The sequence below is a fragment of the Sphingomonas pollutisoli genome, from assembly GCF_029167165.1.
In the GTDB taxonomy this organism is placed as follows: Bacteria; Pseudomonadota; Alphaproteobacteria; order Sphingomonadales; family Sphingomonadaceae; genus Sphingomonas; species Sphingomonas pollutisoli.
The window spans coordinates 87,852-114,604 of record NZ_JARFNJ010000003.1 but is presented as its reverse complement, the minus strand read 5'-3'; the positions used below and the strand labels follow the sequence as shown (position 1 = coordinate 114,604).

The window sequence follows — 26,753 nt, the reverse complement described above, 5'->3', positions numbered from 1 at the left end:
TACCGTTGAAGTGAAGGTGGCGGCATGCGCTTGCCGTATCACCTCAGACGTGCCGCCGACGCTTGCGGTGCTGTCCCGGAGACGCGCCCATGACTTTGCGAAACGCCGCGATGAACGCTTGTGCGCTCTCATAACCGACGGTGAGCGCGACGTCCTGGACCGACGCGTCCTCGGCGAGCAGGGCGAGCGAACGGTAGATGCGGACGTGTTGGCGATACTGCCGGAAGTTAAGACCCGTCTGCGTGACGAACAGTCGGAGCAGAGTTCGTCGAGCCGTGCCCGATTCTTCCGCGAAGTTCGCGAGTGACCGTGGATCGGCCGGATCGTCTATGATCGCTTGCGCAATCCAGCGCGCGCGTGGATCGGCTGGCAGTCGCACCTCGGGATTCGCGAGGTCTGAGCGGCACATCTCCGAAAGAAAGAGCGCGTGCATGTCCCGAACGGTCGCGGGGACCGCATCGTGCTGAGCAATCGCGTATAGCAGCGGACTCAATCGCAGCGCGTGGATGTCTCCGCCGAAACGCCGGTCGGTTTCGAGAATACGCACGTCACACGCGCCGCGGGCCGTCACGGACAGGTCCGTACCCGGTGGCACCACGAGCACATGGCCCATGGACGTGATGCGAACCGATCCTTCGTGCTCATGCGTAATCGCGCCCGCAAGTATCGCGATCGCGATCGTAAAAGGCCGAGCATCAACGCGCAGGACTTGACCCGGCGAAAGCGCCAACGGCCTGATGTGCTCCGAAGGTTTCTCCGACAGGTCTGGCTTATCATGCAAGAGCATGCAGTTTAGACGCATGTTCGAAATGCTTGCTCAATCATCCTTATGTTGCAGACGACACGCGCGGAAACATATTCCGCCCTATCGGCTTGCAGCGGTAAGATCTTCGCCGTTTTTGGCTCAATCGCGCAATTGTGTGGCGCTTCACAGAACCACGATGTCTGCGGAGCCAGTCTAAGAGCGCGCCATCGGCACGCGGATCGCTGCCGATCAGGTCAAGAGGAAGATATGTTGAAATCTACGGTCATCGCGCTCGGGTTGGCGAGCGTCTTCGCGGTTGCTCCAGCGTTTGCCCAGGACGGGCCGGACGCGCCGCAACCGGAAAAGCGGTTCTATGTCGGCGGGTTCCTGGGGGATCGCTTCGGCAGCGGCCAGACCTTCAGCGGCGCCAACATCACCGGGCAGCCGCGCGTGATCGAAACGCCGACCAAAGCAGACGTCACCGGCGGCGTGATGATCGGCGCGGTCGCCGCACAGGGCGACTGGGGTCGCGTGCGCGTCGAAGGCGAACTGAGCGCGAGCCAAAACTCGATCAAGCGACTGGTGCTGAACAATGTGCGGCGCGAGTTGCTGGAGGGGCGCAAAGCGATCACGAGCGAGATGGTCAACGTCATGTACGACACGCCGAAGATCGCCAACCTCGTTCGGCTCTCAGCCGGCGCCGGTGTCGGTAACGCCTCGATCGACTATGACATCCGCTACAACGTCTCGGCATCCGGCCCGGCGATCAATATCCCCACCAGCGTCTCCGGGCACCTCGCCTGGCAAGCGATCGGCGGCGCTTCGGTCGCGCTTGGCCGCCGTGTCGAGTTGACCACGGACGTCCGCTACCTGCGCGTCAGCGAACATCAGGTCGAACGTTTCAACGCGACCGCAGGCACGCTCGATTCGGTTCTGGGCACGCGCTACCATAGCTTGGCGGCGACCGCGGGCTTCCGTTTCTATCTTTGAGCGCGAACCGGCCCGTCAAGGGAACCGAGTCGGCCATCGCGGCTGGGCGACGATCCTGCTACCGTTTGCAGCAGCATCGTCGCCTGCGCTTCGAGGTGGTTAGCCGGTCACCGCCGGCGGGCCGGGCGTCGCCGTGACGCCTACCATTGCAACCGTTCGGTCCTTGCGACCAAATCGGCGCACCGATATCCGTGCGACCTATAACCGAAAACGATCCCGCCGTGGGCCGCATGATCGGGACCATCCGAAAGAACCAGCACAACATGAGCGACGATCGTGGCGTTGATCTGATCCGAGTGGCGAAGGGCGAGGGCAGTCGTTTCGCCGTCGCCGGAGCCGATCTGACGTGGAAGATCCGCGGGCAGCAAACGGACGGCAAGTTTTGCATGTTCGAACAGGTGCTCGAGCCCGGAACGGGTGTGCCGCTCCACACGCACAGCTATTCCGAAGCCTTCTATGTGTTGAGCGGGACGATCGAGTTCGCTTCGGAGGGCGGCGTCTGGCAATGTGCGGCGGGCGATGTCGTTATCGCGCCGGCGCAGGCGAAACACACGTTCCATAACCGGGGCGATGAGACGGCCCGTTTGCTGAGCATCTCCGTTGTGGGTCATGAACGGTTTTTCGATGCGGTCGAACAGGCGGATCGGGCGGAGCCATTCTCCGCGCTAGCTCCGGAAGCGGCGATGGCACGGATCGTGGCGATCGGCTCTGAAACCGACACCAACTTCGTGCTCGGTGAGAAGGCGCGCTGACGCGGTCGACGCGCCCGACGTCAAACTCGGTGCCTGCTGCGCGAGCGTCAACTGAGGTCATGCATCAAGCCAGACGCGCGTGGCCGTGCAAGCCAAGTCGCCCCCTCTATTGAAGGCGTCTCAGGTCCGTTCGAATTGCGTGCGGATCATGTCGGCCACGTTGTGGAGCGTGTCGCCGCCATCGCCATTGCCATTGCCATTGCCATTGCCACTGCCACCGAAGATGCCGAACCCCATCCCGTTATCGGCCCAGGTCCAGCCGCGCACCCCGCCTTCCTTGCGGGGAACCATCTTGTCGGTGCGATCGACCTGCATCGGACGGACATAGACCGCGACCCGCCCGCCATCGGCATAGCGATAGAGATAAAGCCCGGCGGGCCCGTGTTCGGACGCGACGAGCCGGCCACCGATCAACTCCAGCCCGGCACCGCGCAGATCGGGGGCCTTGATCGGCCGTGAAAGCCGCGCGGAGATCCAACCGTCGAGCGCGCCACGCTGGCTGGCGGCGATCTCCACCGGGTGAATGGTGTCGCCGGCATAGACCGAGTAGCTCGCCGCCGCCTCGCGCGCGAGCGCCGCGGTCCCGACCGTGGGCGGCGCGCTCCATCCGCGCAGCGTCCATCCGCCCGCGCCGCCGAGCAGCAGCAGCGCGGCCACGTTCGCCGCGAGGGCAGGGCGCGCGCGCGCGAACCAGCGGGCGCGTGGCGCCTCGCGCAATCGCAGGTCGAGTGCCGGGGGCAGCGGTTCATCGACGATCGGATCGAGCGCGCGGCGTAGCGCGTCCCGCTGTGAACGATAGGCAAGCAGCCGGGCCGCTTCCTCCGGGCGTGCCGCCAGCCACGCGGCGACGGCGACCTCCCGATCCGGCGCAAGCCGGCCGTCGACATGCGCCTGAAGTTCGGCCTCGGTGACGGAAATGTCGCTCATGATACGATCCGCAGCGCCGGGCGTGCGCCGACGCTCTCCCCCGCCAGCATCCGCCGCAAGCGTTCGCGCGCGCGCGACAGACGCGACATCACCGTTCCCATCGGCACGTCGAGTATCAGGGCCGCTTCGGCGTAGCTCAGTTCTTCGACCCCGACCAGCAGCATCACGGTGCGTTGTTCCTCCGGTAGTGCCGCGACAAGCGCGAGAATGTCGTCCCGCGCGATCGCCGCGTCCTGACGCGCGGGTGTCGCCAGCCGCCCCTCGGGCAGTGTGTCGATCGGCTCGGCGGTGCCGCGCCGCTTGCCCTGCCGCAAGCGATCCAACGCCAGATTGTGGAGGATGGTGAACAGCCAGGCCCGCACGCTCGCCGCTTCGCGCCGCTGCGCCCAGCGCGCGATGGCGCGCTCCAGCACGTCCTGCACCAGATCGTCGGCATCCTCCCGATCGCGCAGCAGCGCGCGGGCATAGCGGCGGAGCGCCGGGATCAGCGGCTGGACGAGGGAAATCATCTCGGCGCTCGGTTGCATCGGTCGGTACATAGTCGATGAGACGCCGGGTGGCGCCTTTTATTCCCGCGATCTTTTGTTCGGTTGCAGATGGAATAAAAACGGCGCGGCATCGTCTCACTCTCGAAGATCGCGAAAGGACCAGGTATGCCAGCCCATCAACGTTCCATTGCCGGGCCGGCCGCGCTGATCGGCGCGGTCGTGTTGCTGCTCGTCGCCGGCTTCGCCTGGGCGGCGGGGTGGATCGGCCCCAGGCGGATCAGCGGCGGCGACATCACCGCCGCGCTCGACGCCAATGGCGGCAAGCATCCGGGCTACCGGCGCGCGCACGCCAAGGGGCTGTGCCTGAGCGGCCACTTCGATGCGAACGGGGCTGGCAGCGAACTCTCCTCGGCGCGCGTGTTCGCGCGGGGCGGCTATCCGGTGATCGGGCGCTTCTCGCTCGGCGGCGGCAATCCGCTCGCGACCGACGGCCGCAACGTGTTCCACGCCATGGCGCTCCAGGTGAAGACACCGGATGGGCAGGAGTGGCGGCTGGCGATGGACCACACGCCGATCTTCCCGGTCGCCGACGTACCCTCGTTCATCGCGCTGCAAAAGGCGACTACGCCCGACCCGACGACCGGCAAGCCCGATCCGGCGGTGATGAAGCCGTTCCTGCAAGCGCATCCCGAGGTGAAGGCGTTCCAGGATTATATGGCCAAAGCCGTGCTGCCCGACAGTTTCGCCGATGCGACCTATTACAGCATCAACGCCTTCCGCTTCACGGACGGGCGCGGGCAGACCCGCTTCGTGCGCTGGCAGTTCGTTCCCGAGGCGCCGCTCGCCGGGCTCGACAAGAAAGCGCTCGGCACGCTGCCGCGCGATTATCTCATCCGGGAGATGATCGCGCGCACCGCGCGTGGCCCGTCACGCTGGCATCTGCAGCTTGTCGCCGCCAACCCGGGCGATAAGACCGATGACGCGACGGTGGCGTGGACCGGCCCGCACCGCACCGTCGATGCGGGCACGCTGGTGCTGACCGGCGTGCAGCCCGAGGAGAATGGCGCGTGCCGCGATCTGAACTTCGACCCCACCATCCTGCCGCCTGGCATCGCCATCTCCGACGATCCGCTGCTCGCGGCGCGCTCGAAGGCCTATTCCTCCTCCTTCACCCGGCGCGCGGGTGAGACGCCGGGGCCGAGCGCCATTGGCCAGGATCTCGCCAAGGAGCATGTACGATGAACCGCCGCTCGCCCGATTTTCACCCGGCGCTGCGTACGCTGCACTGGCTGATGGCCGCGATGGTGCTCACCATGTTGTTCATCGGCGTCGGCATGGTCTCCACGTCGGGGCCGGCTTATGTGACGTTGCTCGCGCTGCACCGCCCGGTCGGCATCGTCATCCTCATTCTCGTGCTGATCCGGCTGCCGCTGCGACTGTTCACCGGCGCGCCAGCCTTGCCCGACGATCTGCCACCGCAGCAGAAGTTCGTCGCCAAGGCGTCGCACGTCCTGCTCTACGCCAGCATGGTCGCGATGCCGCTGATCGGGTGGGCGATGCTGTCGGCCGGTGGCTACCCCGTGCATGTGACGAAGGCGATCATCCTCCCGCCGATTCTGCCGCACGACCTGCCCGTCTATGCCTTTCTGCGCGAGGCGCACACGATCATAGCCTTGCTGTTCTTCGCGTTGATCGTCGCGCATCTCTCCGCCGCGCTGATGCATGGGCTGATCCGCCGCGATGGAGTGTTGAGGAGCATGACGAGTGGTCATCACGCAGATGCAAGCGCGGAACGCAGGTAACACGGTCTCGCGGTCATCCGGTTCGCTCTCGCCGCCTTGCCCGACGAAAGCGGAGGATCGCAGGCTGAGCGCGGCTCACGTCGGGCTGAGCTCGAACCACCTCGCGATTCGTCGCGTCAGCGCCTAGCGGAGCAGCCGGATGCAATATTTCGTAATGTTCGGCCGGGGCGCGATCGGTTCGCCGCGTGCTCCATCATCCCGGAACCAAGAACGGTGCTGAACGGCGCCACAGGAGGCTCGCGTCGGCGAAAGGAGGCGCGTCCGATCCTCGCCCCTTCGCCGAGCTCGACGCGGCCGCCGCTTCATCTCAAATGATCACGGAGCCAACCCCATGGGCATGATCGACGTCAGCAGCGACATTCTGGCGAAAAAAGCGCCACGCGTTCTCATCGTCGATGACGATCCCGCCATGCAGCGGTTGATCGCCGAATGCATCAACGGCCATAACATGCGTGCCGTGGTCGCCAGCGACGGGCAGGCGATGTTCCGGGCGATAGCGGCGCGCGAACCCGATCTCATCATCCTAGATCTGCACCTCGGCACCGACGATGGGCTCGATCTGTTGCGGAACCTGCGCACGCGCAGCGTCGTGCCGGTGATCCTCATCACCGGCCACCGGCGTGAGGAGATCGACCGCATCATCGGCCTGGAACTGGGCGCTGACGATTACATCACCAAGCCGTTCAGCCTGCGCGAACTGCTCGCCCGCTCGCGCGCGTTGCTGCGCCGCCGCACCATGGACACGCTGCATCCGGTGCGGCGGGAGGAACAGCGTTACACTTTCCTGGGCTGGCAGTTCGACCAGCGTGCGCGGCAACTGACCACCCCTGCCGGCGAGACCGTGACGATCACCAAGGGCGAGTTCGCGCTGCTGAGCGCGTTCGTCGCGGCACCGCGCCGGCCGCTGTCGCGCGAACATCTGCTTCAGGCGACGCGCGTGCATGAAGACGTCTATGATCGCAGTATCGACGTGCAGATCCTGCGGCTGCGGCGCAAGCTCGAGATCGACGCGAGCAATCCGCAGTTGATCCGCACCGAACGCGGGGTGGGCTACATCTTCGATGCCGATGTGCAACTCGTCTAGCGGCGATGCCCCGCTTCCCGCCCTTCCTCATCCTATGCGCGGCATCGGCGGCGCTCGTCGTCGCCGCGGTGACGACGGAGCATGCGGGCGCCCGCGCCGAGATGCCGCAATCCCAGACGGAAGGCGAGGATGCGGACGATTTCGGCCGTGACGAGCCGATCAGCCCGTTGCCGCGCACGGTGCCGGCCGACACGGCCCGCATCCGATTGGGGGCGGAGCTGTTCGGCGATCCGCGACTGTCCGAACATGGCCGGGTGAGCTGCGCGTCCTGCCATGATCTCGAGACCAACGGGGCGACGGGCGACAGGGTGGATCGCGGCGACGACGGCACGGCGTCGTCGTACAACACGCCGACCGTGTTCAACGCGGGGTTGAACTTTCGGCGCAACTGGGAGGGCCGGCCGCGGACCACGGCTCAACTGCTGAACCGCATCTTTCGCCTCGGGCGGTTGATGGGCCGATCTCCCGAACCGGGCCTGCGCCGGCTTCGCGCCGATCGTGCGATGAGCGCGCGGTTCCGCGCGGTTTACAAGCGCGATCCAGATGAAGCCGCGGTGTCCGACGCGCTGATCGCGTTCATGGCGACGCTGACCACGCCCGACGCCCGCTTCGATCGATGGCTGCGCGGCGATGCCGGCGCGCTTTCCGCACAGGAGAAGCGCGGTTATGCGCGCTTCAAGGCGGTCGGCTGCGCCTCATGCCATCAGGGCCGCAACGTCGGCGGCAACCTCCTCGAACGCCACGGCATCTTCCACCAAAGCACGATCAACAAGCCGCAACTGCTGCGTGTGCCGAGCCTGCGCAACGTCGCCGTGACCGCTCCCTATTTCCACGATGGCCAGGCGAAGGAACTGCCGATCGCGGTGCGGACGATGGGGCGCGCGCAGCTCGACGTCCTGCTCAGCACCCGCGACGCCTCCGACATCGCGGCCTTCCTGCGGACCTTGACCGGGCAGTATCGTGGCCGTGATCTGCGGCAGGCCGCCGCGAGGCCGGATTCTTGAAGTGGCTGGCACCGCTTCGCGTCGCGATGATCTGCACGGCCATCGCAACGGCGATCCTCATGGTCGCTCAGCTCTTGACCTATAATGCCGATCGACCCTGGCCCGACCGCGCGATGCAGGCGCTCGACCGGCTGGCGCTGGCGGATCGTTCGGTCGAACGGGACGTGCTGAGCGCCCGCGCCGGGCTGTTCAGAAACTATGATTCGGTGACGAACAACGCGCTGCTCGCCAGCACGGCGGTCGATGAACTGCGCGCGCTGACCCGCGAGCAGGGCGATCTTGCCCGCAAGACGCAAGCGCTCGGCGACCGCATTCACGCGCGCGAGGAGGTGGTGGAGCAGTTCAAGACCGACAATGCCTTGGTCCAGAACGCGCTGGCCCGCTTCGCCGAGACGAGCGAAAGCTTGCGATCGGGCGACAGCCGCGTGGAGCGGCTGGCGATCGAGTTGATGCGGCTGACGCTGCATACCGGCGACGGTGTTCCCGAGGCGACCCGCCAACGCCTGCGTCTTCTCGTCCCCGGGCCGGGCGAGATGTCTCGACCGGAGAAAAGCGAGTTCGCCGATCAGGCGCGCCTGCTGGTGGACTTGCTGCCGGAGGTCGATCGTCTCCTCGTGCAATTGAAGTCGCTGAACAGCGACGGGCTGATCGAATCGGTCCGTCGCGGGATTGCCGTACAGCAAGATCTCGACGCGGCACGGCGTCTGTATCAGTTGATCGCGTTGGCGGTAACGTCGGCCCTGACGCTTTTGATCGCGACGGCGTTCATCCTGCTGATGCGGGTGCGCGCGCGCAGCGCCATCCATCAGGCCGAGAACGAGCGGCTCAGCGCCACGGTCGCGCGCATCCTGCTCGATCCGATGACGCTGTCGCTGCAAGAGCGGATCATACGCTCCTTGCAGGAGCTGGCCTCCCATGCCGGCGCCAACCGGGGATTTCTGGTGATCGGCGATCCGATCGAGCGGACCTATGAATGGCCGGGCGGGGGCAACGCCCGCCCTGGGTGGTCGATTCTGCTGGAAACACTCGACCAGGATCTGTGGCGCGACGACTTGATCGAGCGGATCGACGCGATTCCCAATATCGGCGGCAATCATGTCGATGACCCCCGGGCGTGTGCGATGTTGCTGCGCACGACCGAGCCGACACCCGCGATCCTCGGTTTCCGGCGCAACGACGGCCCGTTCGAACTGCGTCCCTATGTGGTCGCGGGCTTGCGCGTGGCGTTGGCGGCGATCCTCCAGGCGGTGGAGCGCGAACGGCTGGAGGGTGACCGCATTCGTCTCGAGCGGACGCTCGCGCGGGCGCGGCGCATGGAAACGGTCGGCGCGATGGCAAGCGGCATCGCGCACAATTTCAACAACATCATGGGTGCGATCGCCGGCTTCAGCGAATTGGCGCTGACGCGCACCCGGCCGGGATCGGCGGTGCGCCGCAATCTCGAGGAAATCGAATCCGCGGTGAATCGCGCGCAGCAACTGGCCGAGCAGGTCCTGGGCTTCGGCCGCCGCGCGCACGAACAGGACGTCATCGCCATCGCCGATCTTGTCGGGGAGGCGGTCCGGCTGTTGCGCGCGACGCTGCCGGAGGGTTTCACCGTGACCGTGCGAGAACCGATCCCCAAAGCGTTGATCGAAGGGAGCGAGGCGCAGCTTCAACAGGTGTTGCTGAACATCGGCACCAATGCCGCCCATGCCATGCCGAACGGTGGCAGGATCGACGTCTGCGTCGAGCTTCACGCCTTCGATCATGCGCTGCCGATGAGCCACGGATCGCTCGAGCCAGGGCACTACGTGCTCATCTCCATCGCCGACCAGGGCATCGGGATGAGCGCCGATCAGGTCGAGCAGATCTTCCAGCCGTTCTACACCACGCGGCCGAGCGGCACCGGTCTCGGCCTATCGACCGCATGGGAGGTGGTGCAGGATCGGCAAGGCACGATCGATGTGGAGAGCGAACCCGGTGCCGGCAGCCGCTTCATGGTCTGGCTGCCGGTACTGCGGCTCGACCGTATCGAACTGACGCCGGCGATCTTCGCGTCGCTCCAGGGGCGGGGCGAACGGGTCGCGCTGGTCGCCGCTTACGCGAGCCGACCGCTGCTGGAGGAACAACTCGCTATCCTCGGCTACGAACCGCTCGGCCCGGCGAACGCGACCGACGCCGCGACCATCATCGACGCCTGCCTGCGCGCTTCGGCCGATGCCCTGTTGCTGGTGCAGCCGGAACCGTCGCTCGTCGCCGCGCTGGCCCATGCCTCCGCCGCCCAGGCGCTCGCGATACCCGTCCTTATTTCGGGCGCAGCCGACGCTTCGGCGGACGACTTTCGCCAGATCACGTGGCCGCTGCGCGAAGGCGAACTCGCGGCGGCGCTGAAGCTCGCGCTGCACGGATCGGCCGAACCGGCGAGCCATCCCGCCTGAACCGCGGCGAACGTTACCGCTGTAGCGATCGAGCCAGGCGTTGACACGGACGCGAAACCGGACCCGCCTAGCCTGGTCCCTGCGCCTCGTTGAGCGAGGCGGACGGATAGCCGGACAGGATAATGGATGCTTGACGCATGACGGCGGAAGCACGCGTGGCGTGGCGCGAGGGACTGTTCCTCCGCCAGCAACATCTTCAGCAGCAGGACCGGCACACCGATCGGCTGATCGGGGCGCGTGTCGAGGCGGGGCAGTCGTTCGCCTGGGGGCTGACCGAGCTGAAGATCAACGCCGGCCTCGCCGCGCTCGGTACGTTCGCGGTCGAGCGGCTGGTCGGCGTGATGCCGGACGGCACGCCATTCGCCATACCCGACACGCTGCCACCACCGCCGCCGATCGAAGTGCCAGCCGACGCGCGCGATGCGGTGATCCATCTGACGCTGCCCGCCTATCAACCGGGCGCGGTGGAATTTCGCACGACGAGCGAGCCGGGCGCCGACGCGGCCCGCTTCCTTGTCGACGAAGTGGAGGTCGCCGATGCATTCGCGGAGGAGCGGACTCGCGAGGTCATCGAAATCGCCCGGCCGAACCTCCGCTTCGGGGTGACGCGCGAACAGACTTACGGCCGCGTGACGCTTGGCCTCGCCCGCGTGCGGGAGGTGACGACCGCCGGCGTCGCGTTCGATGATCGCTACATTCCGCCCGCGCTCGCGATCCGCTCGAGCGGACGGCTGACCGGCTGGCTGGCCGACATCATCGGGCGGATGGGCCAGCGCATTGACGAACTCGCGGTCCGGGCCGTGCAGAACACCGACGGCGGATCGGAGAGCTTCGCGACCTTCCTGCTCCTGCAGGCACTCAACCGCTACCAGCAGCAATTGCAGCATTTGCGCGCGTTGCCGGCCGTTCATCCCGAGCGCTTGTACGAGATGTTGCTCGGCGTGGCCGGCGACCTCGCCACGTTGACGCGTGAGGACCGGCGTCCCCCGGCCTTGCCAAGCTACGATCATGCCACGTTGCAGGCGATATTCGAGCCGGTGGTGGAGGCGATCCAGGCGGCGCTGTCGGCGGTGTATGATCGTGCCGCGATCCAATTGCCGCTCCAGCGGGCGGGGCCGGGCGCCTATACGTCGCGCATCACCGATCCGGCCTTGTACCAGACGGGCTATTTCTACTTGGCGGTGAGCGCGCGCATGCCGCTCGACGATTTGCGCGCGCGGTTCCCCTCCGTCGCGAAGATCGGGACGGTGCAGAACATGCGGCAGATCGTCGATTCGGCGCTGAGCGGCGTTCCGCTACAGCACAGCCCGACCCCGCCGCCGCAGATCCGTGCGCTGCCGGGCTTCGTCTATTTCGAACTGGATCGTTCGGTCGCGGAGTGGGCGGACTTCGCCAAATCGCCCGCGCTGGGTCTCCACATCGCCGGCGACTGGCCCGAGCTTCGTCTCGAATTGTGGTGCGTCAAGAAGGTCGGGCGATGAGTGATCGACCGGAGCCGCCCGTCGGCGAACAGACCGTGTTTATTCCCGATCCCGGCAAGACGGAGCGGCGGGAGCCGAGCCGCCCGCTGGCGCGCCATGCGATGGTGATGGGCTATGACCGCGATTCCGACGATGTCCCCCGCCCGCCGGCCGGCGCGGCGGTGGGCAGTGTGATGATGATCGGTGCGACGCCGCTGCTCTCATTGATCGCGGGGGTACGCTCGGGCCGCGTCACCATCGACCTGCCCCGGCTGCATCAGCGCGCCACCGCCGCGGCGACGCGCTTCGACGAATGCCTCTCTGCCGGCAAGTATGATGCGGAGACGCGCCGCCGCGCCCGCTACGCTGTGTATGCCACGATCGACGACATCGCGCAGAACCTGCCCGCCAGCGGCGGCCGCAGCGGTACCGAATGGGCGCGGCGCAGCATGGTGGTGCGCGCGTTCGGAGAGAATATCGGCGGGGACCGGTTCTGGGCGTTGCTCGACGACATGCTTTCGCGGCCGGCGCAGCATGCCGAATTGCTTGAGCTGTACCATGCTTGTCTAGCGGTTGGGTTCGAGGGGCGGCACCGTGTCAGCCCCGATGGTCGCAACAAGCTGCGCGCGATTCTCAACAGCAGTTTCGCCGCCCTGCCGCAGTCGCGCGGGCAGTCGGACGCGGATCTCGTGCCGCATTGGCGGGGCAGCCCGAAGGCGCCACCCGGCTATGGCGCATGGACACCGCTGACGCTGGCCGCGTCGATCGCACTCGGGCTGGTGCTGCTGATGCTGCTCGCCTACCGCATCCTGCTGATCGAGACCGGACAACCGGCGACGAACGCGGTGTTGGCGATCAATCCGGAGCGACCGCTGCGGCTGTCGCGCGCCGCCCCGCCGCCGCCCACCACCGCCGACGCGCAGCAGCAGCGCGTCGCGGGATTCCTGCATGACGAGATTGCCCAGCGTCTCGTCACCGTGGAAGAGGATGCGAACAGTCTGCGCGTGCGCACCACGGTGGGCGCGTTGTTCCGCTCCGGGTCCGACGCGCTCGAACCCGGCCGCGCCGCCATCTTCGAGCGGATCGCGCATGCGCTGCAAAGCGAGCCCGGCCCGGTGCGGGTCGAGGGCCATGCCGACAGCGACCAGGTTCATAGCCTGACCTTCCCTGACAATATGGCGCTTTCGACGGCGCGCGCTGAGACGGTGGCGACGATCCTGCGCGCGGGGTTGCGTCAGCCCGACCGGGTCAGCGCGCAAGGGTTCGGTTCCAGCCGACCGCTAACCTCCAACGATACGGCCGCCGGCAAGGCGACGAACCGCCGCGTCGAAATCGTCATCCCCCGAAACGAGCAGTGACATGGACCGTCTGACCCGCAATTGGTGGGCGGTCGCCGGTACCGCCGCGTCGATCCTCGTGCTGATCTTCGCCGTCGGCCTGCCGACGCTCTTTCCGGTCTTGCGGGCGCCCTGGGTGCGCGCGCTGCTGGTGGGGATGGTCCTGATCGGCTTCGCCGGCGCGGCAGGCTGGCGGCTGTGGCGCGCACGTCGCGCGTCGCAGGCGATCGCGGGCGAGCTTACCCGCGACGACGGCGCCCTCGATCCAAGCGAAAGCGAGGCGCGCGCGCTGACGGCCCGTATGCGTGACGCGATGACGCGGTTGAAGACTGCCGCCGACGGGCAACGGGACTATCTCTACAGCCGCCCGTGGTACGCGATCATCGGCCCCTCCGGCACCGGCAAGACGACCGCGCTGCGCAACTCCGGCCTGCGCTTCCCCTGGTCGGAGGCCGCGCTGGGCGGCGCAGGCGTCACCCGCGATCTCGACTTCTGGTTCGCCGACGCGGCGGTCCTGATCGACACGGCCGGCCGCTACACCACGCAGGATGCCGGCGACGCCGCCGACGTCGCGGGCTGGGAGCAGTTCCTCAAGCTGCTGCGCCGCCACCGGCCGCGCCAGCCGATCAACGGCATCATCGTCGCGCTGTCGATCGAGACGCTGATGACCAGCGATCTCGCGCAGATCGACGCGCACGCCGCCGCCATCCGTCGCCGGCTTGCCGAGCTTCGGCGGATGCTGGGCATTTCGGTGCCGATCTACTTCCTGCTCACCAAAGCCGATCTGCTGTCCGGCTTCACCGAGTTCTTCGCCGATCTCGACGCGCAGGGCCGCCGCGCGGTGCTCGGGGATACGCTCGATCTCGACGCGCCGGTCGATCAGGCGGCGATCCTCGCGGCGTTCGACCGGGTGACGGCGGCGATGTGGGCGCGGTTGCCGCGCCGCTTGCACGACGAGGCGGACGTGCGCCGCCGCAGCCTTCTGCTGGGCTTCCCCGCGCAGCTTGCCGAGTTGCGCAGCCGCGTCGCCCGGCTGGCCGAGGGCGCGTTCATCGCCGAGCCGCTGCGGCCGCATATCCTGCGCGGTGTCTATCTGGCGAGCGGGGTGCAGCAAGGCGTCGCGCTGGATCGCGTGCTGAGCGCGATGGCGGAGGTGTATGACGAACCGCAGGCGCCGCCATCGGACCGTAGCGCGCGCGCCTTCTTCCTCAACCGCCTGCTGACCGACGTGATCTTCCCGGAGGCCGGGCTGGTGCGTTCGGACCCGGCCGCGCGGCGACGCGCGCGCCGCGCGTCCGCCGCGGGCTATTGCGGCGTCGGCATCGTCGGGCTGGTGGCGGCCGCTGCGCTGACCGGCTCCTTCGCGGCAAATCACGATTTCCAGGGCCGGCTGCTGACCAGCGCGCAGCAAGCGAGCGCGCAGGCGCAGAGCAGCGGGATCGATCTTCAGGAGGTGCGCGCAAGCGACCCCGATCTTGAGCAGGCACTGCCGCTGCTCGACCGGCTGCGCGCCCTGCCTCGCGGATTCGACGCAGGCACCGGCGCGCCGCCATTGCGGATGCGGTTCGGCCTCTATCAGGCGGGTCTGGCCGATTCCGCGCGTGAGTCATATCAGCAGGCGTTGCAGCGCGTGATGCTGCCGCGCATCCTCCTGCGGCTCGAACAGGTGCTACGATCGAACGTACAGAACCCGCAGCAATTGTACGAACCGCTCAAGGCGTATCTGATGCTTGGCGGCTATGGTCCGCTCGATCGGCAGGGCGTCCGGGCCTGGGTCGTGCAGGACTGGCGCGACGCGTCGCTGGCCGGGCCGGACCGCGAAGACGTGCGGGCCCGTCTGGGTCGGCATCTCGACGCGCTGCTCGCCGATTCCGACATCGGCCAGGTCTGGGCGGGAGGGCGCGCTCCGCTCGACGGCGCGCTGATCGCGTCGGCCCGTGCGGCGGTGCAGACGCTGTCGCTGTCGGATCGTGCCTACGCCGTGCTGCGCGAACGCGCGGCGGCGTCCGGCCGTCCAGACTGGCGCGCCGGCGATCTGCTCGCCACTGGCGATGCGCAGGCGTTCGAGGGAGGCGATGCGTTGCTTGGCGCGACGATCCCGTGGTTCTTCACGCGCGAGGGGTATTTGCGGGGCTATCAGCAGGGCATGGCGCGTGTTCAGGCCGAGCTCGACCGCGATCTGTGGGTATTGGGCCCTGATGCCGCCAAACAGTCGATCCGCGCGCAGGTGCCGGAGGTCCGCGCCGCGGTCGCTGAGGATTATGCGCGCGATTACATCGCCGCCTGGGACGGCATGCTGGCGATGGTGCGGCCAGCCGATTATTTCACCAATCGTGCGGCGCTGGGCGCATTCACCCGCGATCCGTCGCCGCTGAAGGTTCTGCTGCAGGAGGTCCGCCGTAACACCGCGCTCGCGGGCGGTGGCGCCGCCAACGTCGGGGATGCCGGCGGGATGATCCGCGACCATTTCCGCCAGCTTGGCGACTTTGCCGGCGCGGGCGGCACGTCAGCGCCGGTCGACGAACTGGTCAAAGCCGTGCGTCAGGCCGCCGCCGCCAGCGCCGCCGCCGGTACCGCAGGCGCGGCGCTGACCGGCGGCGCGGTGCAGGGGCAGCTTGCCACCGCGTTGGGCGAGCTTTCCACCGCCGGCGTCGTCGCGCCCCCGCAGTTGCAGACATTTGTCGGGGGTGCCGCGCGGACGGGGCGGGGCGCCGCCGTCCACACCGCGCGCCTCACCGTCGATGCGCAATATGCCGGTGTCCTGGCGGATTGCCTGAAGACGACACGCGGCCATTATCCGTTCGATCGAAGCGCCGCGACCGATCTCGCCGCCGCCGATCTGCAACGCCTGTTCGGCGCCGGCGGCGAGATCGACGTGATGGTGCGCGATCATCTCCAGCCGCTGCTCGATACCGGCCATTCGCCGTGGCGCTGGCGTAGCGGCGATCCGTTGGCCGCCGGCCTCAGCCCCGACAGCGCGGCCCAGTTCGAGCGGGCGGGCGTGATCCGCGATCTTGCGAGCGGTGGCGTCTCGCTTGGCGTCGCGGCCGCGGGCATGACGGGCGGCATAACCGCGGTGGAATTCTCGACAGGCGGCGCCACGCACCGTTTCGAGATCGGCGCGCACGAGCAGGCACCCGCGATCTGGACACCGGCCAGCCTTCCGGCCGCACATGTCGTGCTGTTCGCCGGAAACCGCGAAGTGAAGCGGGTCGAGATGCTCGGCCCTTGGGCGCTGTTCCGCCTGCTCGACGCCGCGCGCGTGCGGAATGCCGGTCCGTCGCGCCTGCGCGCCACCTTCGGAGAGGGCGCGCAGACCGCGTCGCTAGACATCAATCTGCCGTCCACGACCGATCCGTTCGGGCGCGGCGGCCCGTTCTCGTTCCGCTGTCCTGCCCGCTTGTGACGCCTGAGGGACCGATGACGTACGACCGTGCGGCGCTGCGCCGGGGCGGTGCTTCGAGCAAGAGGGTGCCATGCTGAGATACGAGCAGGGCGTCGCCAGCCACACCGGGTGTGTCCGCAAGGTCAATCAGGATGCCTGGCTGGCGCGGCCGGAACAGGGTTTGTGGCTGGTTGCCGACGGGATGGGCGGTCATGCACGCGGCGAATGGGCGTCGGCACAGATCGTGGCATCGGTCGCCGATGGCGTTCGCGCCGAGGATCTGCGCGAAGCCAGCGCCGAGCTGACCGCCGCGATCGAGCATGCCAACCAGCGGTTGCTGGCGGCCGCTCGGGCCGATGGCGCATCGATCGGCTCCACGGTCGGGGCGTTACTGGTCCGTGGCGGGCGCGGCGCCGTGCTCTGGGCAGGAGACAGTCGGGTCTATCGCTACCGCGCGGGATCGTTGAGCCTGTTGACGCGCGACCATTCGCAGGTGGAGCAGCTTGTGGCGGCGGGCCTGATCTCACAGGCGGAGGCGGCCGGTCATCCGATGGGACACGTGCTGACCCGCGCGGTCGGCGTGCGCGACACGGTGATGCTCGATCGGGTCGAGATCGACGTGCTGCCGGACGACATCTTCCTGCTGTGCAGCGACGGGCTGACACGGCCCGTCGCCGATGTCGAGATCGCGCGCTGGCTCGGGCGCGAAAGGCCCGAGCGCGCCGCGACCGCGTTGCTCGACCTGGTGTTGAGCCGCGGCGCACCGGATAACGTGACCCTGATCGTACTTGGGTGCGACGCCGCCACGCAGGTGAAGGCGTAGCGGCTCAGCCGCGCGGGCGGTTCTTCAGGTCCGTCACATGCTGTTCGTAGGCGGTGCGGAACTCCTTGGCGAACACGTCCATGAACGCTTCGTCCGCGCCGCGGATCACCCCTTCGAACTCCTGCTCATAGGCGCGCCATAAGGCGGCGTCCCGCGCGCCGGAGGTCCAGCGCTGCCATAGCGTGCGCGTCTGCTGGCGGTCCCGGATCGCGGCCGGAGAGAAACGCGACAGTGTATCGCCGAGCGCGCCGCGCATCGCGGCGAGCGTCGCCATCTGGTGTGCCTGCAAATCCTGGAAAGCATCCTCGATCGCGCGGCCGGCGGGCATGAAGCCCGGTTGCGGCGGTTCGAGCAACTGCAGGAGCGCCCGCTCGGGCGAGCGGATGAACTTGAGCGGGTTGTTCCCGTCGAGTTCGAGGCTGGTGCCTTCCACGCCGAGTTGCGCCTTGGCGCGGGCGCGCGCTTCGACCATCAGCACCAGACCCGTCACCATCTGCCGCAAGATCGCGCCCGCCGTCGCCAGCAGCGCGGGGGGCGCGGAGCGCAGCGCTTCGGGCGATAGCCCCGCCGCGTGTGCAAACGTCGTCCAGAGCTCGGATGTGGTCGCCGGCGTGACAGGTGCCGCCTCGGCTCGCGGCTGTGGCGTCTCGGTCGGTTCGCTCGCCTCCGCCGCCGGATTCGCGATCGCCGGAGGACTCCAGGCGCCCATCACCTCCTCGACCGGACCAAACCCCCCGCGCGACCACGCGATGTCGTTATCGCGCGCAAGCTGGCCCCAGACATCCACGGCCGATGGGGGTGCCGCTTCGCGCGGCGCGCTCGCCCAGGGCGAAACGCCGAGCGCCGGTGCTGGCTCGATCCACGCATAATCCTGAAGAGGCGCGCCGCCGGGCTTTTTGGGCGCCGCTATTTCGGCCGTGCCCCATGCCGCGTCGGCGTCGGCGTCTTCGCTATGATCGGCATGTTCCCAATCGTCCCACCCGAGATCCGGTGCGGTGTCGGGCGCGGGCTGGGCCGCCTCGAGGTGCTCGCCCGGCAGGCTGGCAAGCAGCTCATAGCCGCCGATGGTGATGCGATCCCCGTCCCGGATCGGGTGCAAGGCTCCCAACCGTTCGCGCGAGCCGTTGAGGAACGTGCCGTTGGTGCTGCGGTCGGCGAGCAGATATGTGCCGTCGCGATAACTGATCTCGCAATGCCGCGAGGAGACATGGTTTTTGGGGTCGGGCAGCGACCAATCGGCATGGGCGGAACGCCCGATCACCGCGCCCCGACGGTCGAGATGCAGTTCCGCAGGTTCGCCGTTATCGAGCTTGCGCCGCCCCGGCACCGAGAGAATGAGCGTCATTGCGAGAGGTCCGTAGCTTGGGCCGCGATCGCGGCGCCCAGGTTGAGTGCGGCGTCGAGATGGCCGGCCGGTTCGTCGGTTTGGTAAACGGCAGTCAGTATGGCGCCCGCGACAAGCTTGCCGGTCGTTTGACGCGGCGTGGGGACGGGGCGCTCACCGACCGGGTAAACGGATCCGCCCGACATGAACGCCGCTGCGGCGCAAAGCCGGGCCGGCGTGACGTTTCTGATTTCGGTGCTGACCTCGGCCGCCAAACGTCGCAGCGCGTCGGAAGGTTCGCGTAGCCAATCCTCGACCGCCCGCATGGTGCGCGCTTCCGCCGAGCTGGTCAGCGGATAGCTCGTCACGACCCTGGCCGCCCATGCGACAGCTTCGTAGCGCGGCAACGCGAGCCCGAGGAATTGCGCGGCCTCGATATCGTGCCCGGCTGCGCGGAGCCCGGCGAAAAACCGGGGCGGCGAGACACCGTCCCCCGGCGCGCGCGGCCAGTCCAGCAACGCGGTAATCTGCCACGCCGCTGACCAAACAGTGTTCGGCCAATCCCCGTGCGGGGATGTCAGGGCCACCGACCGGTCCATCAGAGCGGTGGCCCGATGAGGGTGCCGGTGAACACGCCGTTGCTGCCGACGATCACGCCGCCCTGCGCGTCTATCACGATCGCTTCGCCGGTGAGCATCGTCATGATCTCGCCCCGGCTTCTGATCATCATCGCTTCCGCCGAGATGTTGATCGGCGTCAGATCGACTGCGCTCTTCCCGGATTTCAGGTGTATGCCGCTGTTGTCGATCACCAGCATGTTCATGCCGACCTGCAGCGTAATGCTCTGTTTTGCCTCGATTCGGGCTTGCCCCATCTCGACGTTCAGCCGGTAATCGCCGGTCTCGACGGTGGTGGCCTCGTCGCCGCGCACGGCGGTGGAGCGATTTCGGCCGATGCGGGTCTTACGGTCGCGACTGATGCGCGCTTCGTCATCAAGCAGCACTTCTGCGAGCCGGTTGCGTTGCGCGCGCAGGTAAATTTCCTCGGAGCCGCCCTTGTCCTCGAACCGCATTTCATTGAAGCCCGGTCCGCTCGGCGCGGATTCCGCGCCGGGATAGCTGCCGATCGCGCCGATGCTGTGCGAGCGATACAGTGAGCGGGTACGGTTCTGCGGCAACGGGTAAGCGTGTCGATGCTCCGAATTGTACACGCGGCCCGTGACGATCGGGCGATCGGGGTTGCCACCGAGAAAGTCGACAATCACCTCCTCATTGTTGCGGGGCAGCGTCACATGGCCGAACCCCGCACCGGCGGAGGGATGCGAGACGCGCAGCCAGCAGGATCGCGCCTTGTCCGGCGGCCCGCCGTCGCCCCAAAGAAACCGCACCCGGACACGCCCCATCGGGTCGGCGTGGCTGTCGTCGGCTCCGCCTACCATCACGATGGCGGTCTCGGGGCCCGCGAACGGTAGCGGCGTCACGATGGGCGCGCGAAACGCCGTGTCGGCGGTCACGGCCTCGATCTCCACGCGACGCGGCTCCTCCGAATTGCCGGTGCGATACGGTTCGGCCCACATGTCATAGGCGAGCGCTGTGATGACGAACGTCTGCCCGCGATCGAAGGCGTCATCCGAATCGAGCGTGAAGCGACCGCCGCAGGCGAGCCCGATCGCGTCGCCTTCGCCCGTATAGTAACGCTGGCGCGCCTGTGCCGCCTGCAGCTTCACCTGCGCCCAGTGGCTGCCCAGCGCCTCGTCGACGAAATCGCCGGTAAATTCGTGGATTTCTTGCCGATCGGCCTGCGTGCGTACGTCGCCTGCCATGCGGCCCGTTCGGGTGCGGGTGGTCTGGTAGTCGAAGCTTTGCAGCACCACTGCGGCCTCGCCGCGGGTGGTCGCATGCTCTCGCCAGGCCCACAAGGCTTCGGCGAGTCCGCCGCGCCCGGAATAATCCGCTCGCAACTTCACCGTATCGCGGCCGGGCGACGGCTGATGCGCGGCCGGGCTGTCGCACAACACGAGGATGTGTGCGCCCGCTTCATGGCGGAAGAAGAAATAGATGCCCTCGCGCTGAAGCAGCCGAAGCACGAAATTAAGGTCGCTCTCCCGGTATTGCGTGCAATACGGTATCGGGAGGTACCGGCCGCTCAGGCGGCTGTAATCGACGTGTCGGCCATAATCCTCCAGAACCTCGCGCACGATATCGACAGCGGTGCGGTCCTCGAAGATGCGATAGGCGCGATTATGCCCGAGCAGGTGAAGCCATGGACGCAACGCGAGTTGATAATGGTACCCCTGATCCTCGCCGCCGATATAATGCGCTTCGACCAATACGCCGTGGAAGAATCGGACCGACGCCTCCAGTTCGAATACCTCGATCTTGACGGTTTTGCCGAGGCTGGGGAGCATGTCGACGCGCTCCTCGGTGACGATCTCCGCCTTGATCGTAAACAACTCGCCCATGCGCTCGTGAGCGGTGAAGCGGATCAGCTTTGTCGGCGCGCCCAGCTCCGCGGTGATCTCGGCCTGACGCTTCATGCGACGATCCCCGCCATGTTACAGATGTGACCATTCTGCCGATTGTCACGCATGTGGCCCGCGCATAGGCGAGCCGCGAACGCCGGGTCCGCCGTCGGGCCGCGCGCTGGCAAGGACGGTTCATCATGACGATCGACATCGAAGCGCTGCTCGTTCCGCTCGAGGACGAAGCCGGGACGGGGCCGGACCTCGCCTATGATCCGCAACGCCATGCCATTGAAGCGGCGTTCGACGCGCCGGTTTCCATCGACGCCTCGGGCATGGTCGAGGAGGCTGCCGCCGCCGATTGGCGCCCGATCGTCGCGGCCATTCAAGAGCAGGGCACGCGTACCAAGGACGTTTGGCTGGCGGTGTATCTCGCACGCGCCGGCGCGCGCGCGGGGCGCTTCGACTGGATGGAGGCGGGGCTCGACTATCTCGCCGGCCTGGTGGAACGATACTGGCCCAATGTGCATCCGCAACTCGAGGAATATGGGTTTCAGGGCCGCAAGGGCGCCTGCGACACGCTGGTCAATTTCCGTGCGTTCGTCGGCCCGCTGCAGGCCGCTCCGCTGTTCGCTCATCCCCGGCACGGCAGCTTCAGCGGCAACGACCTCCAGCGCTTCCACCGTGGCGGCGACGCCGAGGATGGCTATGGCGCGTTCCGTGCCGCGCTTGCCGACGGAGGCGAGGCCGAACTCCGCCTCGTCATGCCGCGCCTTGACGCGATGGAGGCGGCGGTTCGCCGCACCGATGCCGTGTTGGTCGCCGAAGCCGGAAATGAAAGCGGCACAAACTTCGCCGCGCTGTACGAAGCGCTTGGCGCCATCCGCACGGCTATCCACACTTTCGCGCCGCAAGCGCCCGTCGCCACGGACGACGGTGCGGTGGAGGGTGTTGCAGAGGCGAGCGGCGGAGGTGAGGGCACCGCCGGCGCCGCGATCACGGGCGTTCGCAACCGTGATGAGGTCCGGCGCGCGCTTGCGCTCATCACCGATTATTACCGGATTCACGAGCCATGCAGCCCGGTGCCGTTGCTGCTGACGCGCGCGCAGGCGTGGGTGGACTACAGCTTCCTCGATGTGCTCGGCGATATCGCGCCCGGCGCGGTTCCGGACGTGCGGATGCTGCTGGAACTTCGGGAGCGGTCGTGAGGCATGAGGCCGGCGCTGCGAGCGCGCGGCGCCGGACGCCTTGATGATGCGGGCGGGCAAACCCGTTCTCCTGTCGAACATGATGGCGACTTGAATACGTCGCGCGTGTATGGCTGCCCATTCGATTAGTGTTTCAACCGAAACGTTATGGTCACACCATGTAATATTCGCCTCGACACGGGTGCCGCTCCGGTATGTTGCAGCGGTAACCTGATCCCGTGTTGATGTAATCCTGCTGAAGCCAAGAGGATAGACTTTAGACGTCATCGGCTGGACGGCGCTTCTGTTCGTCGCTGGCGCTTCAAGTGGGACGAGATCGTAATGGTATCGGCAAAAGGCGGGCAGCGCTTCATCAAGGAAAATCGGGCACCCCGGGTCCATATCGAATATGAGGTGGAAACCTACGGTTCGCGCCAGAAGATCGAGATTCCATTCGTCATGGGCGTGATGTCCGATCTTTCGGGCAAGTCGCTGATCGAGAAGAAGCCGCACGCCGATCGCGACTTCGTCGAGTTCGACATGGATAATTTCGAGGAGCGGATGGAGCGGATCGCCCCGCGCGTCGCCTTCGCGGTCGAGAACACGCTGACCGGCGACGGGCGTCTTGGCATCGACCTGACCTTTTCGTCGATGGAGGATTTCAACCCAGGCCAGATCGCCCGCAACGTGCCCGCGCTCGCCAAGCTGCTCGAGGCGCGTGAGCAGCTCAACGATCTCATGCTCTACATGGACGGCAAGGCTGGCGCACAGGATCTGCTCGACAGCGTCCTGCGCGATCCTGAGCTGATGCGTTCGCTCGCTGCCTCGCCCGCGCCGCAGCCGGCCCCCGAGGCCGAGTGAGCCGGCGCGGCGCCGCACCCGAATCTCCCAGAAGGACAGACTGATGGCCCAGGAAGCTTTCCAGCAGGACGCGGCGGCGACATTCGCCGCGCCTATCGAAACGAGCGATTTCGCGATGCTCCTCAACAAGGAGTTCAAGCCCAACACCGACGCCAAGCAGGCGCGTATCGAGCAGGCGGTGAAAACCCTGGCGCAGCAGGCGCTGGAAGACGCCAGCGTGATCGGCGAGGACGTGTATCTGACGGTCGATGCGCTCAAGTCGGCGATTGACCGCAAGCTCACCGAGCAGGTGAATGCGATCATCCACCACCCCGAGTTCCAGACGCTCGAGTCCGCGTGGCGGGGTGTCGCCTATCTCGTCAACAACACCTCTACCGGCAAGGATCTCAAGATCCGGGTGCTCAACATCTCCAAGGAGGAGACGCGGCGGCAGTTGCGGCAGCATCGCGACGCCGGATGGGACCAGAGCCCGCTGTTTAAGAAGCTTTACGAGGCGGAGTTCGGGCAGCTCGGCGGCCAGCCGTACGGCGCGATCGTCTGCGACTATTATTTCGATCACAGCGGCCCTGATCTCGAGATCATGAAGGGCCTCGCCAAGATCGGCGCGGCCGCCCACGCGCCGTTCATCGCCGCGGCCGATCCGCATCTGATCGGCATGGATAGCTGGCGGCAGCTCTCCAACCCGCGTGATATCGCCAAGCAGTTCGACGCGACCGACTATATGGCATGGCGTGCGTTCCGCGCCTCGAACGACAGTCGCTACATGGCGCTGACGCTGCCGCGCTTCCTCGGCCGTCCGCTGTACGGCGCGGAGACCGATCCCGTGCCCGACTTCGCTTTCGAGGAGGAGGTGAACGGCGAACACGACAAATACCTGTGGCTCAATGCGTCTTATGCGCTGGCCGTGCGGATCACGGACGCGTTCAAGACCTATGGCTGGTGCACCCGCATTCGCGGCGTGGAATCGGGCGGCACGGTGGAGGATCTGCCCACCGCATTGTTCCCGACCGACGAGGGTGGCCTCGACGCCAAGTGCCCGACGGAGATCGCCATTTCGGACCGGCGCGAGGCGGAGCTCTCCAAGGCCGGACTGATGGCGCTGGTTCACCGCAAGAACACCGATCAGGCGACCTTCATCGGCGCGCAGACGCTGCATGAACCCAAAGCCTATGAGGATGCCGACGCGACCGCGAGCGCCAACCTGTCGGCGCGCCTCCCCTACATCTTCGCGAGCTGCCGCTTCGCGCATTATCTCAAGTGCATGGTGCGCGACTGGGTCGGCGGTACGCGTGAGGCGCCGCAACTCAGCCGTGACCTCCAGAGCTGGATCATGCAATATGTCGATCTTCAGCCAGAGCATTCGGATGAAAAAACCAAGGCGAGGAAGCCGCTGAAGCAAGCTTCCGTCGAAGTCATCCCGGATCCCGAAAACCCCGGACACTATCGTGGCTTGTTCCGCATGGTGCCGCACTACCAGCTCGAGGGCATGGACGTCAGCCTCAGCATGGTTTCGCGCCTACCTAAAGGCAACAAATAACACCTTAACCTACACCTTTTCACACGGAGCAAGATTATGGCCGTAGAAATCTTTCTGAAGCTTGATGGTTGCAATGGCGAGGCGATCGCGTCCGGACACGAGAACGAAATCGACGTCATCGGATGGCACTGGGGCGTCAACAACCAGGGCTCGGCGCATATGGGCGGCGGCGCCGGCACCGGCAAAGCCAGCTTTCACGACCTCACCGTAACCAAATATGTCGATCTGGCGACGACAACGATTCTGTCGAACTGTTCGAAGGGCAAGCATTTCAGCACCGCCACCCTGACCGCGCGCAAGGTCGGCGGGGACAAGCCTCTGGAATATCTCACCATCACCATGACGGAAGTGTTCATCAGCGGCGTTCAGCACGGCGGCAGCCTCGGCGACGAACGGACCACGGAAAACGTCACGCTCAACTTCGAGAAGGTGAAGGTCGAGTACAAGCCGCAGACGGCGACCGGCGGCGGTGGCGGCGACACGCCGTTCAACTGGGACATCCGCAAGAACGAAGCGGCCTGACCCGTTTTGCGCCGCGTCGGCTCCGGCCGGCGCCGCGCCACCTCAAGCTGTGAGACCGGCCGTGCCCCTTCTTTCGTCATCGACAGCCAAGCGACAGACGTTGGTCGTCTTTCATGGCACATTGGCGTCGCTCCTCCGGTCCGCTGGAGAGCAGACTCAAACGCCCGGCGAGTTCCGGCTGGCGGTCACATTGGACGCCAACACGTACATGACGGTATTGAAGAATCCGCTGCTCGAAAGCGCGATCATCGAATCCGTCGGCAAGAAGATGGTGACCGATGTCGCCCCCAAACTGGCGCAATATTACCGCGCCAACGGCAGGGTGTCGGAGATAGCGACGCCGTTGCAGGAGGCGATCGGCCTCGCGCCGAAATGGGTCGAGGAGGTCTATAACCAGTACGCCCCCGCAATCGCGCTGTGGCGGAAGAGCCGGCGCGACCAGAGTCTTGCCGTCCTCAAGAACCTGTTGTCGGTCGGTACCGCGACGGCGGGCATCGTTTCGGCTGCACCCACTTTCGGCGCGACGTCGATTCCGGCGGTGTATGCCCTGTTGTCGGCGACTTCGGAACTCGTCGGGACGCTTCAGGTCGCGTGGCGCAGCGTGACGGAGGCGGAGGCCGCGGTGTTGGCCGAGGCGCGCGCCATCGACCAATATTTCAAATCGCAAAATTCCGCGCTCGATCACCTTGAGCCGACCCCCGGGATCAAGCGCGCCAGCCCGATCAACCCGGCGAGTTTTCCATCGCAAGCAGCCAGTCCCGCAAGCCCGAGCCTCGCGCCGGTCGGCTGGGCCAAGGCCGCCGCTTTCGGCAAAAACGCCGCCGGTACCGTCGCGACCGCGCTGGGCGCCGGGCCGGCGATGTCGGCCGTCGGCATTTCCGCAGGTCCGTCGGTGGCGCGCTTCAAGTCGGCGATGCAGCAATATGAGGTGAAGCTGGCCCATCTCGTCAGCGAAGCCAACAGCCTCACCAAGCTACTGATGGAGATTCTCGTTCAGAACGAGCAACTCTCCCATAGTTTGGCGCCTGGCGACATGAACAAGCTCAAGGCGGGCGAGGCGCGCGTCCAGCAGATCATCGGAACCGAAACGGGCGGGGGCATCAGCCGCGCACGGCACGGCTTCCGAGGCAAGATCTCGATCCTGTGGCTCGTCGCCTATGCGGAACGCGGCAAAGAGCTTGCCGTCAGCCTGCGCACCGACATGGCCAGCCGGCTCGAAACATCCGGGTTGAACCAGTTGCGAGGTTCCGAGGCGGCGATCACCTTCGCGATCACGCTTGCCAAATGGTGCGTCGATAATCGCGAAGCGCTCGCGAGCACTTCTCTGGTCGAGTTCGGCCAGGCCATGAAGATCCTGAGTGATGACGGCGCCGTCCAGTTCAAGGGCATCGCCGACGCGAAGATGACCCTCATGGAGTGGAAGGCCGGCTGCCAGGACGTCATCGACGCTTTCAAGAAAGATGGTGCCGATCTTCAGGGAAGCGATCTGATCGAGGAAATCAAGATCGACTACAAGGAAGACTTCAACGGGTACAAGGAAATCTACGCCGGCGCCAAGGAGCTCAAGGAAAGCATCAAGGAGGCGATGTCACCCGCATGATGCCTGATCTGCTTCGACACGCGGTTTCTCCAGATCAAAGGGTG

At 66.6% G+C, this 26,753-nt stretch carries 22 protein-coding genes; 16 read left to right on the top strand and 6 right to left on the bottom strand.

Features of this window, described 5'->3' with window-relative positions:
* Positions 1–43: 43 nt before the first annotated feature.
* A complete protein-coding gene (locus PX554_RS07020; RefSeq protein ID WP_275500171.1) occupies positions 44–787 on the bottom strand; it encodes a helix-turn-helix domain-containing protein in 744 nt (247 codons plus the stop codon).
* A 225-nt stretch (positions 788–1,012) separates the two neighbouring features.
* Here PX554_RS07020 and PX554_RS07015 point away from each other — a divergent pair, with 225 nt between their 5' ends.
* Together PX554_RS07015 and PX554_RS07010 are read left to right on the top strand one after the other, a co-directional pair.
* Positions 1,013–1,735: an outer membrane protein gene (locus tag PX554_RS07015; protein WP_275500170.1), complete on the top strand. Its 723-nt coding sequence runs from the start codon at positions 1,013–1,015 to the stop codon at positions 1,733–1,735.
* Between the two features lie 230 nt (positions 1,736–1,965).
* Complete coding sequence (locus PX554_RS07010; RefSeq protein ID WP_275500970.1) at positions 1,966–2,487, top strand: cupin domain-containing protein; 522 nt, start codon at positions 1,966–1,968, stop codon at positions 2,485–2,487.
* Positions 2,488–2,607: 120 nt separating this feature from the next.
* On the opposite strand, the gene PX554_RS07005 is transcribed toward PX554_RS07010, so the two are convergent.
* Both PX554_RS07005 and PX554_RS07000 read right to left on the bottom strand, forming a co-directional pair.
* Positions 2,608–3,414 (bottom strand): anti-sigma factor family protein, encoded by an 807-nt coding sequence (locus PX554_RS07005; RefSeq protein WP_275500168.1) that lies wholly within the window; start codon positions 3,412–3,414, stop codon positions 2,608–2,610.
* Complete coding sequence (locus PX554_RS07000) at positions 3,411–3,923, bottom strand: RNA polymerase sigma factor (RefSeq protein WP_093223713.1); 513 nt, start codon at positions 3,921–3,923, stop codon at positions 3,411–3,413. Before PX554_RS07000 ends, PX554_RS07005 begins: the two co-directional genes overlap by 4 nt.
* Before the next feature lie 144 nt (positions 3,924–4,067).
* Between PX554_RS07000 and PX554_RS06995 the strand changes: the two genes are divergently transcribed.
* The 9 genes from PX554_RS06995 (at position 4,068) to PX554_RS06955 (ending at position 17,217) form a co-directional block, all read left to right on the top strand.
* Positions 4,068–5,144, top strand: a complete 1,077-nt coding sequence (locus PX554_RS06995) for a catalase family peroxidase (RefSeq protein ID WP_275500164.1) — start codon at positions 4,068–4,070, stop codon at positions 5,142–5,144.
* Positions 5,141–5,704 (top strand): cytochrome b, encoded by a 564-nt coding sequence (locus PX554_RS06990; RefSeq protein ID WP_093223171.1) that lies wholly within the window; start codon positions 5,141–5,143, stop codon positions 5,702–5,704. The genes PX554_RS06995 and PX554_RS06990 overlap by 4 nt, the downstream gene beginning before the upstream one ends.
* Before the next feature lie 331 nt (positions 5,705–6,035).
* Positions 6,036–6,788, top strand: a complete 753-nt coding sequence (locus tag PX554_RS06985; protein ID WP_256326146.1) for a response regulator — start codon at positions 6,036–6,038, stop codon at positions 6,786–6,788.
* A gap of 5 nt (positions 6,789–6,793) precedes the next feature.
* Complete coding sequence (locus PX554_RS06980) at positions 6,794–7,792, top strand: cytochrome-c peroxidase (protein ID WP_275500156.1); 999 nt, start codon at positions 6,794–6,796, stop codon at positions 7,790–7,792.
* Positions 7,789–10,212, top strand: a complete 2,424-nt coding sequence (locus PX554_RS06975) for a DAHL domain-containing protein (protein WP_275500155.1) — start codon at positions 7,789–7,791, stop codon at positions 10,210–10,212. The genes PX554_RS06980 and PX554_RS06975 overlap by 4 nt, the downstream gene beginning before the upstream one ends.
* A gap of 137 nt (positions 10,213–10,349) precedes the next feature.
* Complete coding sequence (gene tssK, locus PX554_RS06970) at positions 10,350–11,693, top strand: type VI secretion system baseplate subunit TssK (protein WP_275500154.1); 1,344 nt, start codon at positions 10,350–10,352, stop codon at positions 11,691–11,693.
* Complete coding sequence (icmH, locus tag PX554_RS06965) at positions 11,690–13,030, top strand: type IVB secretion system protein IcmH/DotU (RefSeq protein ID WP_275500153.1); 1,341 nt, start codon at positions 11,690–11,692, stop codon at positions 13,028–13,030. Before tssK ends, icmH begins: the two co-directional genes overlap by 4 nt.
* A 1-nt stretch (position 13,031) precedes the next feature.
* Positions 13,032–16,415: a type VI secretion system membrane subunit TssM gene (tssM, locus tag PX554_RS06960; protein ID WP_275500152.1), complete on the top strand. Its 3,384-nt coding sequence runs from the start codon at positions 13,032–13,034 to the stop codon at positions 16,413–16,415.
* A 70-nt stretch (positions 16,416–16,485) separates the two neighbouring features.
* A complete protein-coding gene (locus tag PX554_RS06955) occupies positions 16,486–17,217 on the top strand; it encodes a PP2C family protein-serine/threonine phosphatase (protein ID WP_275500151.1) in 732 nt (243 codons plus the stop codon).
* A 4-nt stretch (positions 17,218–17,221) separates the two neighbouring features.
* Here the strand turns inward: PX554_RS06955 and tagH are convergent, their stop codons facing one another.
* The 3 genes from tagH to PX554_RS06940 are packed head-to-tail and all read right to left on the bottom strand — an operon-like array spanning position 17,222 to position 21,077.
* Entirely contained in the window at positions 17,222–18,562 is a 1,341-nt protein-coding gene (gene tagH / locus PX554_RS06950) for a type VI secretion system-associated FHA domain protein TagH (RefSeq protein WP_275500150.1), read from the bottom strand.
* Positions 18,559–19,128: a DUF6931 family protein gene (locus PX554_RS06945; RefSeq protein ID WP_275500149.1), complete on the bottom strand. Its 570-nt coding sequence runs from the start codon at positions 19,126–19,128 to the stop codon at positions 18,559–18,561. Before PX554_RS06945 ends, tagH begins: the two co-directional genes overlap by 4 nt.
* Before the next feature lie 11 nt (positions 19,129–19,139).
* Entirely contained in the window at positions 19,140–21,077 is a 1,938-nt protein-coding gene (locus tag PX554_RS06940; RefSeq protein ID WP_275500148.1) for a type VI secretion system Vgr family protein, read from the bottom strand.
* 125 nt (positions 21,078–21,202) lie between these two features.
* On the opposite strand from PX554_RS06940, the gene tssA reads away from it, so the two are divergent.
* From tssA to PX554_RS06915, 5 genes are all read left to right on the top strand, one after another.
* Positions 21,203–22,210: a type VI secretion system protein TssA gene (gene tssA, locus PX554_RS06935; RefSeq protein ID WP_275500147.1), complete on the top strand. Its 1,008-nt coding sequence runs from the start codon at positions 21,203–21,205 to the stop codon at positions 22,208–22,210.
* A gap of 321 nt (positions 22,211–22,531) precedes the next feature.
* Positions 22,532–23,050 carry a type VI secretion system contractile sheath small subunit gene (gene tssB / locus PX554_RS06930; RefSeq protein ID WP_093223188.1) on the top strand — a complete coding sequence of 173 codons (519 nt, stop codon included), beginning with the start codon at positions 22,532–22,534 and terminating at the stop codon, positions 23,048–23,050.
* Between the two features lie 43 nt (positions 23,051–23,093).
* Positions 23,094–24,587: a type VI secretion system contractile sheath large subunit gene (gene tssC / locus PX554_RS06925; protein ID WP_275500145.1), complete on the top strand. Its 1,494-nt coding sequence runs from the start codon at positions 23,094–23,096 to the stop codon at positions 24,585–24,587.
* A gap of 36 nt (positions 24,588–24,623) precedes the next feature.
* Positions 24,624–25,109 (top strand): Hcp family type VI secretion system effector, encoded by a 486-nt coding sequence (locus PX554_RS06920; RefSeq protein WP_093223190.1) that lies wholly within the window; start codon positions 24,624–24,626, stop codon positions 25,107–25,109.
* Positions 25,057–26,709: a hypothetical protein gene (locus PX554_RS06915; RefSeq protein ID WP_275500144.1), complete on the top strand. Its 1,653-nt coding sequence runs from the start codon at positions 25,057–25,059 to the stop codon at positions 26,707–26,709. Before PX554_RS06920 ends, PX554_RS06915 begins: the two co-directional genes overlap by 53 nt.
* Positions 26,710–26,753: the final 44 nt, after the last annotated feature.

Bases quoted from the DNA above. Each gene is read 5' to 3' on its own strand.
- PX554_RS07020 (WP_275500171.1), bottom strand. From the start codon at position 787: ATGCTCTTGCATGATAAGCCAGACCTGTCGGAGAAACCTTCGGAGCAC.
- PX554_RS07015 (WP_275500170.1), top strand. From the start codon at position 1,013: ATGTTGAAATCTACGGTCATCGCGCTCGGGTTGGCGAGCGTCTTCGCG.
- PX554_RS07010 (WP_275500970.1), top strand. From the start codon at position 1,966: ATGATCGGGACCATCCGAAAGAACCAGCACAACATGAGCGACGATCGT.
- PX554_RS07005 (WP_275500168.1), bottom strand. From the start codon at position 3,414: ATGAGCGACATTTCCGTCACCGAGGCCGAACTTCAGGCGCATGTCGAC.
- PX554_RS07000 (WP_093223713.1), bottom strand. From the start codon at position 3,923: ATGATTTCCCTCGTCCAGCCGCTGATCCCGGCGCTCCGCCGCTATGCC.
- PX554_RS06995 (WP_275500164.1), top strand. From the start codon at position 4,068: ATGCCAGCCCATCAACGTTCCATTGCCGGGCCGGCCGCGCTGATCGGC.
- PX554_RS06990 (WP_093223171.1), top strand. From the start codon at position 5,141: ATGAACCGCCGCTCGCCCGATTTTCACCCGGCGCTGCGTACGCTGCAC.
- PX554_RS06985 (WP_256326146.1), top strand. From the start codon at position 6,036: ATGGGCATGATCGACGTCAGCAGCGACATTCTGGCGAAAAAAGCGCCA.
- PX554_RS06980 (WP_275500156.1), top strand. From the start codon at position 6,794: ATGCCCCGCTTCCCGCCCTTCCTCATCCTATGCGCGGCATCGGCGGCG.
- tssK (WP_275500154.1), top strand. From the start codon at position 10,350: ATGACGGCGGAAGCACGCGTGGCGTGGCGCGAGGGACTGTTCCTCCGC.
- icmH (WP_275500153.1), top strand. From the start codon at position 11,690: ATGAGTGATCGACCGGAGCCGCCCGTCGGCGAACAGACCGTGTTTATT.
- tssM (WP_275500152.1), top strand. From the start codon at position 13,032: ATGGACCGTCTGACCCGCAATTGGTGGGCGGTCGCCGGTACCGCCGCG.
- PX554_RS06955 (WP_275500151.1), top strand. From the start codon at position 16,486: ATGCTGAGATACGAGCAGGGCGTCGCCAGCCACACCGGGTGTGTCCGC.
- tagH (WP_275500150.1), bottom strand. From the start codon at position 18,562: ATGACGCTCATTCTCTCGGTGCCGGGGCGGCGCAAGCTCGATAACGGC.
- PX554_RS06940 (WP_275500148.1), bottom strand. From the start codon at position 21,077: ATGAAGCGTCAGGCCGAGATCACCGCGGAGCTGGGCGCGCCGACAAAG.
- tssA (WP_275500147.1), top strand. From the start codon at position 21,203: ATGACGATCGACATCGAAGCGCTGCTCGTTCCGCTCGAGGACGAAGCC.
- tssB (WP_093223188.1), top strand. From the start codon at position 22,532: ATGGTATCGGCAAAAGGCGGGCAGCGCTTCATCAAGGAAAATCGGGCA.
- tssC (WP_275500145.1), top strand. From the start codon at position 23,094: ATGGCCCAGGAAGCTTTCCAGCAGGACGCGGCGGCGACATTCGCCGCG.
- PX554_RS06920 (WP_093223190.1), top strand. From the start codon at position 24,624: ATGGCCGTAGAAATCTTTCTGAAGCTTGATGGTTGCAATGGCGAGGCG.